Genomic DNA, 16,579 nt, shown 5'->3' with positions numbered 1-16,579 from the left:
ATTGACTCGTCACCATGATGAGCCGCGCCACGCCCTCATCTGACGACGCCATCGCCTTGCCATCCCATGCCTCTGCCACCACACTCCTATCAGCCTGATTTCTCTTTGTACAACGCGTACGACCGACCGAAATAAGGAGTCCTCCATGGCCGAACCACTGACCGTCGCCTATGCCAATGGCCGCCCCATCAGCCTGCTACCGGCGCTGGCCAATCGTCATGGCCTCATCACCGGCGCCACCGGCACGGGCAAAACCGTCACCTTGCAGGTCATGGCCGAGGGCTTCTCCCGCATCGGTGTGCCGGTGTTTCTGGCGGATGTGAAGGGAGATCTCGGTGGGCTCGGCGCAGCTGGCACGCCGTCAGCCAAACTGGATGCCCGGCTGGCCCAACTCGGTATCAGCGCCCCCACATTCTCCCCCAACCCAGTGCTGTGCTGGGATCTGTTCGCCGAACAGGGCCATCCGGTGCGGGCCACCGTCTCCGACATGGGCCCACTGCTGCTGGCCCGGCTGCTTGGCCTGAACGACACCCAGAGCGGGGTGCTGGAGCTGGTGTTCAAGGTGGCGGACGATGAAGGCTTGCTGCTGCTCGATCTGAAGGATCTACGCGCCATGGTGCAGTTCGTGGGCGAGAACGCCAAGCTGCTGACCACCCACTACGGCAATGTCTCCACTGCATCCGTCGGCGCCATTTTGCGCAACCTGCTCACCCTGGAGAGCGCCGGTGGCGATCACTTCTTCGGCGAGCCCATGCTGGATATCCAGGATCTGCTGCAGACAGACCAAGCTGGTCACGGCCACATCAATGTACTGGCGGCAGCCAGGCTGACCCAGTCCAGCCGGCTCTATGCCTGTTTCCTGCTCTGGCTGCTGTCCGAGCTGTTCGAGCAACTGCCCGAGGTGGGGGATCCGGAAAAGCCCGTGCTGGTGTTCTTCTTCGATGAGGCCCATCTGCTGTTCAACGATGCTCCCAAGGCGCTGCTGGAAAAAATCGAACTGGTGGTGCGGCTCATCCGCTCCAAGGGGGTGGGTGTTTATTTCGTGACCCAGAGCCCGGCCGATATCCCGGACACCGTGCTGGGGCAGCTCGGCAACCGGGTACAGCATGCCCTGCGCGCCTTCACCCCGAGCGATCAGAAAGCGGTGCGGATCGCCGCCAACACCCTGCGGGCCAATCCGGCCTTCGATGCCGCCGGCGTCATCACCGAACTCGGGGTGGGTGAGGCGCTGGTCTCCCTGCTCGATGAGAAGGGTCGCCCCAACGTGGTGGAGCGCGCCTTTATCGCGCCACCCGCCAGCCGGATCGGCCCGCTCAATGAAGCCGAGCGCCAGTCGCTGATCCAGGGCTCCTTGCTCTATGGCCGATATGAGCAGACCGAGGATCGGGAATCCGCCTTCGAGCGCCTCAAGGGCAAACCCGATGAGCACAAGCAGGACGCCGAGATAGCGCCAACCCCCTCTCAGGCAGCCCAACCGGCGGAAGGGGGCCTGCTCGATGCCCTGAGTGGCATGCTATTTGGCCGCACCGGCCCCCGTGGCGGTCAGCATGACGGTGTGATGCAGACGGCCGCCAAGAGTGTGGCCCGCACCCTCGGCAACGAGGTGGGCCGTCAGCTGGTACGCGGCGTGCTGGGCTCCCTGCTGGGTGGCAACAAGGGCCGCCGCTGAGTCACGGCCAGAGTCAAAAAAGCCCGCCAAATCTGGCGGGCTTTTTGTCAGCGGTAAACCTCAATCCAAGCGCATTACTTCGCTTACAACACCTTGGCGATAGCGTCGCAGAGGGGATCTATGTTGGAACGGGTGATCCCGGCCACGCTGATCCGGCCGGAGCCGACGATGTAGATGGCAAACTCGCTCTTGAGGCGCTCAACCTGATCCTTGGAAAGACCGGAGAAGGAGAACATGCCGTTCTGCTCACGGATAAAGCCAAAGTCCTGATTCACCCCACGCTCGGCCAGCTTCGCCACCAGCAGCTCGCGCATCTCGCGGATCCGCACTCGCATGGCGGTCACTTCTTCCACCCACTCGGCGTAGAGTGCCGGGTCACTGACGATGGCAGTCACCACGGCGGCGCCGTGTGAGGGCGGGTTGGAGTAGTTGGCACGAATGACGGCTTTCACCTGGGTGAAGGCGACATCGGCAACGGCCTTGCTCGCGCTCACCAGGGTGAAGGCGCCGACCCGCTCGTTATAGAGGCCGAAGTTCTTGGAGAAGGAGCTCGCCACCAGCAGCTCGTCGTGACATTCGGCGAAGATGCGCAGACCCTCGGCATCTTCCTCGATACCGCGAGCAAAGCCCTGATAGGCAAAGTCAAACAGCGGCAACCAGCCGGCGGCCGCACTCTGCTTGGCGAGGGCCTGCCACTGCTCGGTGGTCGGATCGATACCGGTCGGGTTGTGGCAGCAACCGTGCAGCAACACCAGTTCACCGGCCTGCACTTCACTGAGCGACGCCTGCATGGCGGCAAAGTCCAGCCCCTTCGTGGCGGCGTCATAGTATTTGTACTGCTTGACGGTGAGGCCAGCGGCCTGGAACACGCTGACGTGGTTGGCCCAAGTGGGGTCTGAAATCCAGATGGTCTTGGCCAGACCGTTGCGCACCACGAACTCGGCGGCGATACGTAAGGCACCGGTACCACCCGGGGCTTGCGCCGTCTTGGCGCGGCCACTGGCAATCAGGGCCGCATCTTGCCCGAACAGCAGCTGCTGCACGATGCGGGCATATTCGAGATTGCCCTCGATGCCGAGGTAATTCTTGGTTTTCTCGCCTTCGAGCAGCTTCTGTTCGGCTTTCTTGACGCAGTGCAGTATGGGGGTGGCACCGGACTCATCCTTGTAGATCCCGACCCCCAGATTGATCTTGTGGCTACGAGTATCGGCACGGAAAGATTCGGTCAGGCCCAGGATCGGATCCGCTGGGGCGGCAACAACCTTTTCAAACATGGTAGTCCCTGTATTCCATTGAATGTGTTGGGTGGCAGGCGCTTTTTTAAAACACAATGGCAAACGAAAAGCGGCAAACAAAGGGTGGCGAACGAAGGCGTCCGTTTGGCAGGCGCCTCGTCAACTCTTTATACCACCGCGCTCAATAGGGGAAAACCGCTTTTTCGCGGGTATCTTTGACCATATCCACCACTGTATTACCCGACGGCATGCCAGTCTGACGCCAGGGCGCAGACCTCGACGGACAAACCACTGTTTGATTCAATTAAATCACTACAAACTGCCAATAATGGCCGCGGGATCCGGCTTGGCTCCCAGGGGCGGGAATCAGTCAGCACAGTGGCATAGGTCGCCTTGATGGGGGAAAGCGCCTGTGGCAGCCACCAGCTAGCCGGGCGACCCAGTCGCTGGGCCAGCACCAGTACCCGGTCGACCCCAGCCGGATCCAGGGCGCCGAGGTGACTCCAGATGACATGGGGCGGCAAGGCGGCAACCAGGGATTGCAAGGCGCCAGGCTCCTCTGGGGGGAGCCAGACCAACAGAGCATCGGCAGGCAAGCTCAGCTCGGCAAAGGCGCCGATGGAATCGGTGCTGATCACCCGCTGGAACTCCCCCTCCCCCCACAAGATCTTGCCAAGGCCCTCCAGGGTGCGCACGGGCAGCGCGACCTCCCCCAGACTCTGCAACCAGGGGCCCGCATCCAGCAAAGTACCGCCACTGAAAAACAGGCTAAACGGGCGGGAGGCGCGCAGCCGCAGCGACTGATCGCGGCACAAGCGGATACCCTTGTCTTCGAAGTTGATCTGCTCCACCGGGCTGAAGCTGCCCTCCCCCTTGCGATAGAGCGCCGCCAGTACCCGCTCGTTCACCCGTTCACCCAGTTGCCAGCCGTGGGCTTGCAGCCACTCTTCCGGCTCGGGGGGCGCCAAAGCCATCTCCGCCAGCATCAACTCGCGGGTGAGATAACGGCGACCGGCCGGGGTCAGCTCATAGCGATGATTGCCGAGGGCGAGCAACAGCTGATTGTCCTTGAGCATGCCGATGAGGGGTTGCCATTGGCGACCACGGACGGGCAAGGGGGCATCGCCCAGCAGTTGCTGAGCCAGCGCCCGCCATTCGGGGTGACTGAAATCGATCAAGCCTGTGCTTCCCTGTTGGTCGATCATGTTTCAACGAGAGGAATAATCTAGCGATTTACCGACCCGGAACCAAGGGAAAAAGGGAGACAACGTGATGTGACGCAGTGCGAGAAGGAAAGGGGAAAGGGCTAAATAATCAATGCGTTAATGGCATATAAAACAAAACGGCCAAGCTATGCTTGGCCGTTTACTCGCTAACTCAGTACTAAGACTGGATTAGAAGTTGTATTGCAGGGCAACGGTGAACTCGTCGTCCTTGTCGTCGATGCTCTGGATCTTGTACTCGGTGTACGCTTTGAACTTGGAAGTGAAGTTGTACTGCACGCCCAGCAGAGTTTCGTCAATCATGTCTTCGTAAGAAGAACCGGAGGTGTTGGACAGCACTTTGCCTTCGGCGAAGTTGTAGCCAGCCAGGAAGGTCCAGGCGTCAACGTTGTAGGAAGCAGCCAGCTCGTAGCCACGGCCCTTGTCCTTGTTGCTACCGGCCAGGGTATTGTCATAGCTCAGGTCACCCTGGGTGTACATACCGGCGAAGTAGAAACCGTTGATGGCGTAGTGTGCGCCCAGGGCCCACTCTTTCTTGTCGCCAGAAGCGGAGGTAGTGGTGCTTTCCAGGTCGGAGTAAGCGTAACCAGCGTTCAGACCCAGACCGAAGTCGAAGTCATAACCGGCGGCAGCAGCGTAACCGTAGTTACGTTTTACGTTCGGACCGTAAACGGCGTCTTCTTTGATGCCTTGGCCGATGTCGGTAACCTTGACGGCTACGTCATCGTTGGTTTGATAGGACAGCTTGCCCTTGAAACCACCGTAGGTGTTGGAATAGATGACCTGGCCTTCTTGACGACCGTCGTAGAAGTTACCTACGTCACCCCATTCGTTGAAGATATCGGTCGGCTCCAGCACGTCGTAGAACGCGGTGTCGGTTTGGCCGAAGATGATCTTACCGTACTGGGTACCGTCGAAACCGACGTAGATGTGACGGGAGTTGAACTTGTTGTCAGAGTTCTCGGCAGATACTTGCCACTCGGTCTTGGCGATACCAGACCAGGTGTTGTTCAGCGCAACTTTGCCGGACCAGCCCAGACGGGAGGAACCAACCAGCTCAGTATCAGCGTCGTCGTGATCTGCATATACGTTAGCCTGAACACGGCCATAAATATCAAAAGAGGTACCGTCTTTGTCATAAACTACTGCGGCGTTAGCGGCAGATGCGAACAGAGCCGGGATAGCGATAGCCAGAATTGTCTTTTTCATAGTTGTTTCCAATGCCTACTGTAATTAAACACTAAGTCCTTGTTATTCCCTGTGTTAGCGATGTTCTTTGCATCACTATGCCGCCGAGACTATCACCGGGTTTTCCAATCCGCAACGAAAAAACTTGGAACTTTTTGGCAAATGCATAGTCAAAACAAAAATTTTGTGAGCTGAATCTCACATTGTTTGCCCCGCTGGGGAAAACGTTTACAGCGATACTCACTGCTTGAATCGTCCCTTTTTGGTGGTTTATTGCACCATATTGAGTCCTCATAATATAAATGCAGGGCCCAGGCGGTAGCTCTCGTCTCTCCATCGCCTCGACCCCACCGGCCTGTTGCGGGTATCCTGTCTTTCTTCACCACCGATAGGGCCACACCTCATTCATGCTATCTACTCGCCTCAAAGCCGCCATTCGCAATACCTATCGCCAGATTGCCGATGGCTTACCCGGTTTTGTCCCGCGCAAGGAGCAGAATTTTCTGGTGGCCGAAATCGCCAAGACCCTGACCGGGGAATATGACAGGGCCCGCCGCATTCTGGTGGCCGAGGCCGGCACCGGCATCGGTAAATCCCTCTCCTATGCCCAGGGCGCCATCCCGGTGGCGCGCCTCACCCAGAAGAAGCTGATCATCTCGACCGCCACCGTTGCCCTGCAAGAGCAGCTGATCCACAAGGACTTGCCCTTCTATCATCGCCACAGCGAGCTGCCGTTTCGCTTCATGCTGGTCAAGGGGCGCCAGCGTTATTGCTGCGAGCATCTGCTGGAGCAGGCCGCCAACGGTGCCGAGATGGCCAACTTCGAGCTGGATTTCGGCGCACTGAGTAAGCACAAGCCGACGGATGCCGACAAGACGCGTTATCAGGCGCTGTGGCAGGCCTATACCGAGGGCAAGTGGGATGGCGATCGGGACAACTGGCCCAAGCCCATCCCGGATCTGTGCTGGGAGCGGATCGCCGCCGATCGCCACAGTTGCAACAAGGCCCTGAGCCACCATCAGCACTGCCCCTTCCATCGCGCTCGCAACGACATGGATGCCGCCGATGTGCTGGTGGTCAACCATGCCCTGCTGCTATCGGATCTCACCATGGGTGGCGGCATCATATTGCCGCCACCGGACGAGTGTATCTATGTGCTGGATGAAGCCCATCACCTGCCCACCATAGCGCGGGATCACGGCGCCGCCTCGGCCAGTGTGAAGGGCTCTCGCCGCTGGCTGGAGAAGCTGGCGCAGAGTGCCGGCAAGCTGGCCCGCGCCCTCAACAAGGAGAGCTTGCTCGATCCCCAACTCAAACTGCAGGACGCACTGGCCTCCCTGCAGCCCGATCTCAAGGCGCTGGAGCAATGGCTCGCCGGTAACGATCAGCTGTTTGGCAGCGAACAGCACCACCGCTTTGCCGATGGGGTGCTGCCAGATCCCCTGCCCATGCTGGCGGAGAACCTGAAAGAGGCGAGCAAGAAGGCACTGCGGGCACTGGATCGGATGCAGGGCGCCATCGGCGAGGCGCTCAAGGATGGCGAAATTCGTCGCAAGGAGGCTGAACCCCTGCTGGCGGAAAGCGGTTTTCACCTGCAGCGGCTGGAGAGCTTCTGCGCCCTGTGGGAGATGCTGGGCCGCCATGTCCCCGCCGGCAAGACCCCGCTCGCCCGCTGGATGGCCAAAAGCGACGATGGCGACATCTGGTTGCACGCCTCCCCCATCGAAGTCGGCTACCTGCTGGAGGAGTGGCTCTGGTCCCGTTGCCTCGGCGCAGTGCTGGTGTCAGCCACCCTCACCGCCCTCTCCTCTTTCAGCTATTTCCGTCATCAGGTCGGCCTCAAAGAGCACGATGGTACCCGCTATCTGCGCCTGCGATCCCCGTTTGATTACCACAAGGCGGAGCTCTATCTGCCCAAGATGAACCATGAGCCCAGCGCCCCCGCGTTTACCCAGGAGCTGGTCGAGGTACTGCCACGCCTGCTGGCCGGCAAGGAGGCGAGCCTGGTGCTGTTCTCCTCCTACCGGCAGATGAACGAGGTGGCGGTCGGTTTGCGAGCCAAGGGACTGTCGCTGCTGGTGCAGGGAGAGGCGTCACGCAATGCCCTGCTCACCCTGCATAAGCAGAAATGCGACGGCGGTCAGGCCAGCATCTTGTTTGGTACCGGCAGCTTCTCCGAGGGACTGGATCTGCCCGGCCACTACCTCACCAATCTGGTGATCACCAAGTTGCCCTTCGCCGTGCCCAACTCGCCGGTGGAAGAGGCCACCGCCGAGTGGGTCGAGAAACGGGGGGGTAACCCCTTCCTGCAACTGACGGTGCCAGAAGCATCCCGAAAACTGATCCAGGCCTGTGGCCGTCTGATCCGAAAAGAAGCCGATCGGGGCCGGGTCACCATCCTCGATCGCCGCCTGCTGACCAAACGCTACGGCAAGGGGCTGCTCGACGCCCTGCCTCCCTTCACCCGGCGGGTGGAATAGGCAATACAATTCGCTGCCTGCCCTCTTTCCCACGATAAAAATGGCTGCCCACCCCGCCAGAGACGCCCTAAACGCCTATTGCCGCTGTGCAGCAAACCTGTAAAAATGACCCCCTATTTTTCAGTGGGCACTTGCCTGACTGTTCAAAGGAGATGAAATGAAACTGACTGTTCTGGTGCCGGCCCTGGCTGGTCTGTTGTGGGCAGGTAGCGCCCTGGCTGATAGCCAACTGGAAATAACAACCCCTTACGTGGTGCAACTGCTTGATGGTGAGACCATCAATCCCAAATTGCTCGAGAAAACCAGCACCTTCCCCCTGAGTGCTGGCAAGCACCAGGTCGTCGTGGCCTTCGAAGGTAACTACTCCAGCCGTAGCGAAACCAAACTGGTGACTGCCGAGCCCCTGGTGATCAACTTCACTGCCGGCGACAACCAGCAGTTGTTCCTCGATTTCAAGAAACCTCGTAAGGAAGATGAAGCCAAGCGTTTCATCAAGGATCAGAAAGTTCTGCTCAAGGACAAAGCCAGCGGCCAAGTGGTCGAGAGCGAACAGTTCGTGATGCCGACCGTGGGCGGCTTCCAGCTGACCCGTGACTATCAGCAAGAGCTGCTGAAGATGGGCAAGGCCTTCAACCAGCCGAAGACGGTCGCCGTCTCCACCGCCGCCGTGATGGCCGCCGCCAGCGCGCCGGTTGAAGTGGCTCCGAGCAAAGCCCAAAGCAACCCAGAAGCCCTGACCCAGCTGCAAAGCTGGTACAATAAGGCCGATGCGGAAACCCGCAAAGCCTTCCAGATCTGGGTTATCCAGCAGCAGTAACGGCACCCTGGTGCCCACAGAAAAAGGGGAGCATGGCTCCCCTTTTTTATGTCTCACTGACTCGGATCTCCTGTCCCTGCGCATCCTTTCATCATCGCAGCGGCTCCTCCTATCCTCCCTAACGCAGCACCTCTACAGCCCGGAAATCATCCTCTATCAGGCCGGGGTCGACGTGCATCAGGTCGATAAGCTCGATTATCTCGCCTTGAGTGATGCGGGCGTGCGCCTATAGGACTTATGGTGTTCGATTGCGCGAAGCAGCATGGCCTGGCCATCACCGCCGTGCAGGGGGGTATCGATGCGACCAACATCAGATAACATCACCATTAAATTAAATATTTAAAGTTAACTTAACCACGAATTATAATAAATTTAGTTAATACGACTACAATAATCACGAAATGTAGTTCATAGAGCTTCTCCAGTCACTATTTGAGGAAGCCCGGCGGCGCTTTGGCTAGCCCCTTGCATCGCGTTATCGAAAGAAGGTGATTTCCCACATACCAAAAACTGAAGAGGCGACCCAGGGTCGCCTCTTCTTTATATAAAGCACAACAGTGTTCTACCGCGTTTTTTCCCGCCAATCAGGCCCACCCGTTACAGGCGCGCCTCTTGGGCCATCAGGCATGGGCCACCGGCGTCGGATGCTCGCCCATTTTACGCAGCAACATCAGCAGATAGATAAAAGAGACGCAGGCGATCATGACAAACAGCAGCTTATCGGAATAGTGCTGCATCAGCAGCGAAGTAAAGGTCGGGCCGAGCAGGCTGCCGATGGTATAGCTCAGCAGCAGCGCCTGGTTCATGGCCACCAGCTGATGCTGTTCGACCTTCTCGCAGGCCCAGGCCATGGCCACCGGATAGAGCGTAAAACCCGCGGCGCCAAGGATAAACAGCGTCGGCCCCATGGCCGCGTTGCCGAGCATCGCCATGGCCCCCAGGATCACCACAAAGACCTGTACCCGCAGCACCTGCAATCGCCCGAACCTGTCCGCCAGGCGGCCGATGGGCCACTGTCCCAGGATGCCGGCGCTCACCATCACCGCCATCCAGAAGCCGATGCCGGCATCACTCACGCCCTGATGGTTCAGATAGAGCGGCATCAACCCATACAGCGACCCCAGTACGATGCCGGAGATGATGCAGCCGTTGACCCCGAGACGGGCCTGACGCAGGCGCAGCATGGGCCACACCAGGGTAGTGGCCTGCGGCTCACCGCGATCGTGAACGAGGCGAGTGAACAGCAGTGGCAAAATGGCCGCCAATACCAGCGCTGTCACCCAGGGCAGCACCTCCATCAGGCCCGTCGGCACCTTGCTGACCAGGAGTTGCCCCAGCACTGTGCCCGCGTAATAGACCATCATATAGGCGGCCAGCAGACGGCCACGATTGTGGGAGGTGCCGCTGCACATCAGCGCGCTCTCCACAACCACCCAGATCATGGCGCAGCCGACCCCAGCGATGAATCGCCATGCGAGCCAGCTCCAGAATCCGAGGGTTATCCCTAACCCAACGCAGCCCACGGCAAAGAGCAGGGACGCCAGATAGTAGCTGCGGTTAAACCCGACCCGTTTTATCAGCGCCCCCGCGAGCAGGGTCCCCAGCAGGTTTCCGCTGAAATAGGAGGAGCCGACCATGCCCACCTGCCAGGTCGGCAGTTTTTCATGGGCGAGCCAGAGCGGCACCAGGGTGTTCAACACCGCGATAGCCAGAGTAAGCAGCAGCAGGCCACAGAGCAACAACAGCACTGGCCGGGTGTAGGTGGTCATGGGGGAAACCTTGAGGATATGCAAAATGCGAGCGCATCATGCCACCGCCAACACCATTGTCAATCAGCCTGAGATGGCCCAAGCGGCTTTTTCTCATCCAGGGGTTTTAGCCGTTTCTCTTCACTGCAAAGTGCCCACTCGACATCAAATTTATCTTCTTGATTGACGGGATATTTAACTGCCACGGCAAGGCACTCCCTGTTAAACGTACCAGCCGAAACATCAAAATTAATACGTGCTGTTGTTATTTCGAGAACAGGCAGGACAAACACAAAGCACCCTGTGACTGCGACCGGTGCTACTGACAGCTGCGGCTCCCGCCTCACCGAGGAGGCGCACCATAATGTCGGCCAAGGTGCACCGCTGTCTTGCCTGGCCCCTGTTCTGACCCTGAACGCCATAAACAGAAGAGGCGACCCAGGGGTCGCCTCTTCTTTATACCAAGCACAATGGCGGCTATTTCTGACGCTTCTTGGCGTACTTGCGACGGGCGCGCGCCTGGCGCTCCTCTTCCCGCTCGGCCTTCTCTGCTGCCTTCTGCGCCGCCTCTTCTTCCGCCGCTATGATTTCGGCCGCCACCATCTCCGGGGTCTCCAGCGAGATGCGACCCAGCAGGCCGGAGCGAAACTCGTTGACCAGGATTTCGGACGCCTTGTGCAGATCGGCGAGGCCCCCCTTGCGCACGAAGGCGCGCTGGCGGGCGATCAGCTCAAGCAGCTCAATCTCGGTCTCTGGCAAGTCCGTAATCTGGTAGCGCGCCTTGATGCGCTCCGGATAAGCCTTGATAAAGTAATCGGCGGCAAACATGGCGATGTCGGCATAGTCGAACACCGTATCCTTGATGGCCGCGGTGACCGCCAGCCGATAACCACAGGAAGGGGGATTGAGCTTGGGCCAGAGGAAACCCGGGGTATCGGTCAGGATGACGTTGTTGTCGAGCTTGATCCGCTGCTGGGACTTGGTCACCCCCGCCTCGTTGCCGGTGCGGGCAATGGTGCGCCCCGCCAGAGTATTGATCAGGGTAGATTTGCCCACGTTGGGGATGCCCATGATCATGGCGCGCACCCCGCGCAGGTCGAAGTTGCGCTCAGGCAGCATCTCGTGGCACAGGGCCAGCAGATTCTTTATCTTCTCCGGCTCCTGCTGGGTCAGAGGCAATGCCTTGATCCCTTTCTCTTTTTCCATGTGCGCCACCCACAGCTCGGTGATGGCAGGATCGGCGAGGTCCGCCTTGTTCAGCACCTTGATCACCGGGGTATCACCGCGCAGCTCGGGCACCAGCGGGTTTTCACTGGAGAAGGGGATGCGAGCATCGAGCATCTCGATGATGACATCGACCTGGGGCATGACCTCGGCAATTTCTTTGCGGGCCTTGTGCATGTGGCCGGGGAACCAGTTGATGGACATATCCGTGACTCTCAGTAAGGGCTGCGGGCGCTGGCTTGCTATAAGAACGAGCGGCGAGGGCCGAGCGGTGGCGGACGTCTGGCGTCGCAAGGGGGCGCATTTTACCCGTTGGCGCCGCAATTTGACAGGCCATTCTAGCCCGAGAGACGCAAACCACCAAGCCGGTGACGCGGACCGGATCGCCCTGCCAAGTTGCCTAAAGTGACAGAGTTATCATCAATAAGTGATTGATACATCATCACATTTAGATAGCACCGTCACCGGATTGTCATCTGTATCCACTAAAAGTGTCATTTGCCACCGTTAGGCTGCGCTCAGGTTTTACAAGGAGCGAACCCCAATGAGAAAAATGGCAGGACTTGCATTGATGATCGGCGCCGCCCTGGCTGCCGGCTGCAATTCCACAAACGACAGCACCACCCCCGAGCCCAGCGCCAAGAACGTGATCTTCTTCCTCGGTGACGGCATGGGCCTCAACACCCTGACCGCGGCCCGCATCTACGGCGTCGGTGAAGAGGGCAGCCTCACCATTGATACCCTGCCGGAGACGGCCTTCATCAAGACCTTCTCCCACGACTCCCAAGTCACCGACTCGGCCCCCTCCATGGCGGCCTACATGACCGGGGTCAAGAGCAATAATGGTGTCATCAGCATGGACAGCGACGCCACCCAGGAGAGCGACTGCAGCAAGAGCGCCGGCAAACCGGTCACCACCTTGCTGGAGCTGGCCAAGGCCGATGGCCGCGGCACCGGCGTGGTCACCAGCACCCGGGTGACCCATGCCACCCCGGCCGCCACCTATGCCCACATCTGCAACCGGGATCTGGAGGCCGACATCGCCGCCCAGCTGGTCCCGGGTGGCGCCGGTTACAACGCGGCCTTGAAAGAGGGGCTGGACGTGGTGCTCGGCGGCGGCAGCAGCTTCTTCCTGCCCACTACAGCCAAGGGCAAGCGCAGCGATGGCCGTGACCTCATCGCGGAGATGCAGGCCAAGGGCTATCAGTTCGCCAGCAGTCTGGATCAGCTGAATCAGGCCGATGCCAACAAGCCGCTGCTGGGGCTGTTTGGCTCAAGCCACATGAAATACGACCTGGACAGACCGGCCAACGAGCCGTCACTGGCCCAGATGACCCTGGCAGCCATCAAGCAGCTCAAGGACAAGGAGAAGGGCTATTTCCTGATGGTGGAAGGGGGCCGCATCGACCATGCCCTGCACGACACCAACGCCAAGCGCGCCCTGCAAGACACCCTCGCCTTCGACGATGCCATCAAGGCCGCCATCGACGAGGTGAAAAAGACCGATCCTGAGCTGAAAAACACCCTGATAGTGGTCACCGCCGATCATGACCACACCCTGGTGCTGAACGGCTATGCCAAACGCACCGGCAAGACCACAGCCAGCAATCCGGGCGTGCTCGGACTGGTGAAAAACTACGAGACTGGCGAGCCCAGCAAAGACAGCGATGGCATGCCCTACACCATCATCGGCTTTGGCAACGGCTACAACCGGGTGGATGGCCCGCGCAGCAGCGTGGCCGCCCTCGATGACGCCACCGTCTCGGCCAACGACTATCACCAGGAAGTGGTGGTCAAGGTCGGTGAGATAGGCAACGAAACCCACGGCGGCACCGACGTCTTCCTCGGCGCCATCGGCCAGGGAGCGGACAGCTTCCACGGCTCTCTCGACAACACCGCCGTGTTTGGCAAGGTCAAGGCCGCAGCCAAGCTGTAAGGAACATTCAGATGAAAACAAGCATGAACAAAACCCTCGTATGCACCGCCCTACTGGGGGCACTGGCAGGCCAGGCCCAGGCCAGCGACGCCAAGAATGTGATCCTGTTTATCGGTGACGGCATGGGCCCCACCGTGCTCACAGCCACCCGCCTGTTCAAGGTGGGGGAAGAAGGCAATCTGGAGATGATGAAGCTGCCCCAAAGCGCCCGCATCAAGACCTTCTCCAACGACGCCCAGACCACGGATTCGGCCCCCTCCATGGCGGCCTACACCACGGGCGTCAAGATGAACAACGAGGTGATCGCCATGAGCAGTGACACCAAGGCCGTGGCGCCCGGCAAAGATGTGAACGGCAACAAAGGCGTCAACAACTGCGCCAGCGACAACGGCGCCCCTGTGTCCAGCATCCTCGAGCTGGCCAAGGCGGCGGGGAAATCGGTCGGCGCCGTCACTACCACAGAGCTGACCCACGCCACCCCGGCGGCCACCTACTCCCACATCTGCCACCGGGATGCGGCATACGCCATCGCCGAGCAGGCGGTGCCGGGCGGCGCCGGTTTCAACGCGGCGCTGGGGGACGGAGTGGATGTGCTGCTGGGGGGCGGAGCCAACCACTGGACGCCTTACAGCGCCAGCAACAAGGGTGGCCGCGCCGATGGCCGGGATCTCACCGCAGAGCTTCGTACCCAGGGCTATCAGTACGTCACCACCCAGGCCGATCTCGCCAAGGTCGGCAGCGGCAAGGTGCTGGGCCTCTTTAGCGCCAAGTCCCACCTCGACTATGAGCTGGACCGCGTCGCCAAGGGGGCCGCCAACACCCAGCCGTCCCTGTCCGAGATGACCGCCAAGGCGATCGATCTGTTGAGCCAGAACAGCCAGGGCTATTTCCTGATGGTAGAAGGGGGGCGCATCGATCACGCCCTGCACGCCACCAACGCCAAACGCTCCCTCACCGATGCGGTGGCGCTGGACGAGGCGGTGAAGACGGCATTAGCTAAGGTGGATCTCGCCAACACCCTGATCGTGGTCACCGCGGATCACGATCACACCATGACCATCAACGGTTACTCCGCCAAGGGCAACCCGGTGCTGGATCTGGTCAAGAACCAGGATGGCTCGACCCAGAACGACGTGGACGGCAAGCCGTTCACCACCCTGGTGTTCGGTAACGGCCCCAATCGCCCTGACTTGCGCCCCACCCTCACCAGCGATCAGGTGATGGCGGATGATTACCTGCAGGAGACCGGCGTCAAGCTCGGCTCCGAGACCCACGGTGGCGGCGACGTCATGCTGTTCGCCGGTGGCGCCGGCAGCAACCGCTTCAAGGGCACACTGGACAACACCAAGGTGTTCGGCAAACTGCGGGAGGCGCTCGGCCTGTAAGACACGGGGGTCCGGCTGCCAAGGCGCAGGGACCCCCGCTCTTTCGAGCGACGAATGATGATGAAACACTTGCTCCCTTTATTGCTGCTCGGCAGCACCCTCCTTACCCAGGCGCGGGCCGACGAGGTCCCCGATCTTGCGGCCCGTATCCGCTACCAGGACAGCGTGACCAGCAGCGATGGCGTCACCAAACAGCATGAGTGGCAGGAGAAATGGATGCGTGTCGGCGATCAGGTGTGGAGCCAACGGCTCATTCCCCTGCCCCTTGCCCGCGCCTATCACGCCACCCATGACGCCAATCCTGGCCACAAACACTTCACCCACCAGATGGCGGCCCGTTGGGTCACCCATGAGCAAGATGACGGGCTGCAACTGCGCTACGCCGATGCCTGGCACAACCAGCTGGTAGAGGTGCCCGCGGAGGAGTACGGTCAGGTCGGCTTCACCCCGGACTGGGACAAGATCCGCCATCTGGTGGATCCGGCCCTGTTGCAGGGCATGACCCCCCTCGATGAGGCGGCCCCCAATCAGGCGCGTTGGTACGAGAAACGCGAGGGCAGGCAGCGCACCCGCATCCTCTGGTCGAGTCAGTGGCAGATCCCATTGGTAGTGGAATCCGCGAGCCTGGATGGCTATCGCAGCTACCGGATGGAGGTGACCCCCAAATCTCTGCCCAAGCAGTTGCCCTGGCAGCAACTCGATGGCTACCAGAGTCTGGACTTGCGCGATTTCTTCGACTGAGGCGCTCCCCCGAGTGGGGTGGGCCGCTTTGAACCCGTGGAATGATACACTCAGTGTTCCCATCTCCACATCGGCTCTCCATGCGCACTCTTGCCCTGCTTTTCCTCCTCAGCCCTCTCTGGCTGATGGCGACCATGGCCCATGCCGTGACGGTGATCGCGGCCGACGTGCCCCCCTTCGTCATTCGCTCCCAACAGGGCGCCCCGAGCGGCATGGCCATCGAGGTGCTGGAAGAGGCGGCGCGCAGGTTGCACGAGCCGCTGACCATAGAGATGATGCCGCTGGCCCGCGCCCTCATCCAGACTCGCCACCGCCCCGACGTGCTGTTGCTGCCACCGGTGCGTAGCCCGCAGCGAGCATCCCAGTTGCTCTGGATTGTCCCCCTGCTGGAGGAAGCCTTCGTGCTGGTCAGCGACCAGCGGCATCATGCCGATCCGCTCTTCGTCAAGACGCTGTCCGCGCTGACCCCTGCGCCCACCATAGGGGCGATGCGTGGCTCCTATGGCGAGAGCCTGATCCAGCCCATCCCCGGGATACAGGTGGAGAGGGTGGCGGAGGAGATAAGCAACGCCAGCAAGCTGGCACGGGGCCGCATTCAGGGCTGGGCCGTGGCCTGGAACAGCGCCCGTTACAATCAGCAGCAGGCCGGGTTGCCGCTGGCCAACCTGGTGCGTGGCCAGACCCTGCAACGCACGGCCATCTACCTCGCCGCCCACCCCGATTTCTCCCCCGCAGAGGCCACTCGCTGGCGCAAGACCATCCAGGGAATGCGGCGCGATGGCAGCCTGGCCCGCATCCTCAAGCAGTACGATTATCAGGCGCCCTGAGCGCGAGTCGGGACAATTGCCAAAGCCGCCCAGAATGGTTATGGTATCCACATGAAAGCGCTCATGATTTTTTCCAGTCTGCTCACACCCCGCTGAGCCCCCGCCC

General features: G+C 60.4%; 13 protein-coding genes and 1 pseudogene. 8 read left to right on the top strand and 6 right to left on the bottom strand.

The window, feature by feature from the left end; genetic code table 11:
- Nucleotides 1-145 precede the first annotated feature (145 nt).
- Nucleotides 146-1,669 (top strand): helicase HerA-like domain-containing protein, encoded by a 1,524-nt coding sequence (locus BN1137_RS11120; RefSeq protein WP_050718682.1) that lies wholly within the window; start codon nucleotides 146-148, stop codon nucleotides 1,667-1,669.
- A gap of 83 nt (nucleotides 1,670-1,752) precedes the next feature.
- On the opposite strand, the gene BN1137_RS11115 is transcribed toward BN1137_RS11120, so the two are convergent.
- The 3 genes from BN1137_RS11115 to BN1137_RS11105 form a co-directional block, all read right to left on the bottom strand.
- Nucleotides 1,753-2,943 (bottom strand): amino acid aminotransferase, encoded by a 1,191-nt coding sequence (locus BN1137_RS11115; RefSeq protein WP_050718681.1) that lies wholly within the window; start codon nucleotides 2,941-2,943, stop codon nucleotides 1,753-1,755.
- A 197-nt stretch (nucleotides 2,944-3,140) separates the two neighbouring features.
- Nucleotides 3,141-4,082: a hypothetical protein gene (locus BN1137_RS11110; protein WP_050718680.1), complete on the bottom strand. Its 942-nt coding sequence runs from the start codon at nucleotides 4,080-4,082 to the stop codon at nucleotides 3,141-3,143.
- A 216-nt stretch (nucleotides 4,083-4,298) separates the two neighbouring features.
- Entirely contained in the window at nucleotides 4,299-5,336 is a 1,038-nt protein-coding gene (locus tag BN1137_RS11105) for a porin (protein WP_050718679.1), read from the bottom strand.
- Between the two features lie 386 nt (nucleotides 5,337-5,722).
- On the opposite strand from BN1137_RS11105, the gene dinG reads away from it, so the two are divergent.
- The 3 genes and pseudogenes from dinG to BN1137_RS23170 all read left to right on the top strand — a co-directional run.
- Nucleotides 5,723-7,795 (top strand): ATP-dependent DNA helicase DinG, encoded by a 2,073-nt coding sequence (gene dinG / locus BN1137_RS11100; RefSeq protein WP_050718678.1) that lies wholly within the window; start codon nucleotides 5,723-5,725, stop codon nucleotides 7,793-7,795.
- A gap of 157 nt (nucleotides 7,796-7,952) precedes the next feature.
- Nucleotides 7,953-8,612, top strand: a complete 660-nt coding sequence (locus BN1137_RS11095; protein ID WP_050718677.1) for a YccT family protein — start codon at nucleotides 7,953-7,955, stop codon at nucleotides 8,610-8,612.
- Nucleotides 8,613-8,727: 115 nt separating this feature from the next.
- Nucleotides 8,728-8,906 (top strand): annotated as a pseudogene (locus BN1137_RS23170) (histone deacetylase); the annotation flags it as partial.
- A gap of 326 nt (nucleotides 8,907-9,232) precedes the next feature.
- Here the strand turns inward: BN1137_RS23170 and BN1137_RS11090 are convergent.
- The 3 genes from BN1137_RS11090 to ylqF form a co-directional block, all read right to left on the bottom strand.
- Entirely contained in the window at nucleotides 9,233-10,381 is a 1,149-nt protein-coding gene (locus BN1137_RS11090; RefSeq protein WP_050718676.1) for an MFS transporter, read from the bottom strand.
- 59 nt (nucleotides 10,382-10,440) lie between these two features.
- A complete protein-coding gene (locus tag BN1137_RS22430) occupies nucleotides 10,441-10,653 on the bottom strand; it encodes a hypothetical protein (protein WP_157433724.1) in 213 nt (70 codons plus the stop codon).
- A gap of 184 nt (nucleotides 10,654-10,837) precedes the next feature.
- On the bottom strand, nucleotides 10,838-11,788 hold the full coding sequence (gene ylqF / locus BN1137_RS11085) for a ribosome biogenesis GTPase YlqF (protein ID WP_050718675.1): 951 nt from the start codon (nucleotides 11,786-11,788) through the stop codon (nucleotides 10,838-10,840).
- A gap of 340 nt (nucleotides 11,789-12,128) precedes the next feature.
- Between ylqF and BN1137_RS11080 the strand changes: the two genes are divergently transcribed.
- From BN1137_RS11080 to BN1137_RS11065, 4 genes are all read left to right on the top strand, one after another.
- Nucleotides 12,129-13,520 (top strand): alkaline phosphatase, encoded by a 1,392-nt coding sequence (locus BN1137_RS11080; RefSeq protein ID WP_050718674.1) that lies wholly within the window; start codon nucleotides 12,129-12,131, stop codon nucleotides 13,518-13,520.
- 11 nt (nucleotides 13,521-13,531) lie between these two features.
- Nucleotides 13,532-14,905, top strand: coding sequence for an alkaline phosphatase (locus BN1137_RS11075; RefSeq protein WP_050718673.1), 1,374 nt, complete (start codon nucleotides 13,532-13,534; stop codon nucleotides 14,903-14,905).
- A gap of 57 nt (nucleotides 14,906-14,962) precedes the next feature.
- A complete protein-coding gene (locus tag BN1137_RS11070) occupies nucleotides 14,963-15,646 on the top strand; it encodes a hypothetical protein (protein ID WP_050718712.1) in 684 nt (227 codons plus the stop codon).
- A gap of 80 nt (nucleotides 15,647-15,726) precedes the next feature.
- Nucleotides 15,727-16,473, top strand: coding sequence for a substrate-binding periplasmic protein (locus BN1137_RS11065; protein WP_157433727.1), 747 nt, complete (start codon nucleotides 15,727-15,729; stop codon nucleotides 16,471-16,473).
- The last annotated feature ends 106 nt before the right edge of the window (nucleotides 16,474-16,579 follow it).

Origin of the sequence: Aeromonas tecta, from assembly GCF_000820185.1 — a bacterium.
In the GTDB taxonomy this organism is placed as follows: domain Bacteria; phylum Pseudomonadota; class Gammaproteobacteria; order Enterobacterales; family Aeromonadaceae; genus Aeromonas; species Aeromonas tecta.
Note: the sequence above shows the minus strand (reverse complement) of the source record. Positions and strands in the feature narration are given on the sequence as shown.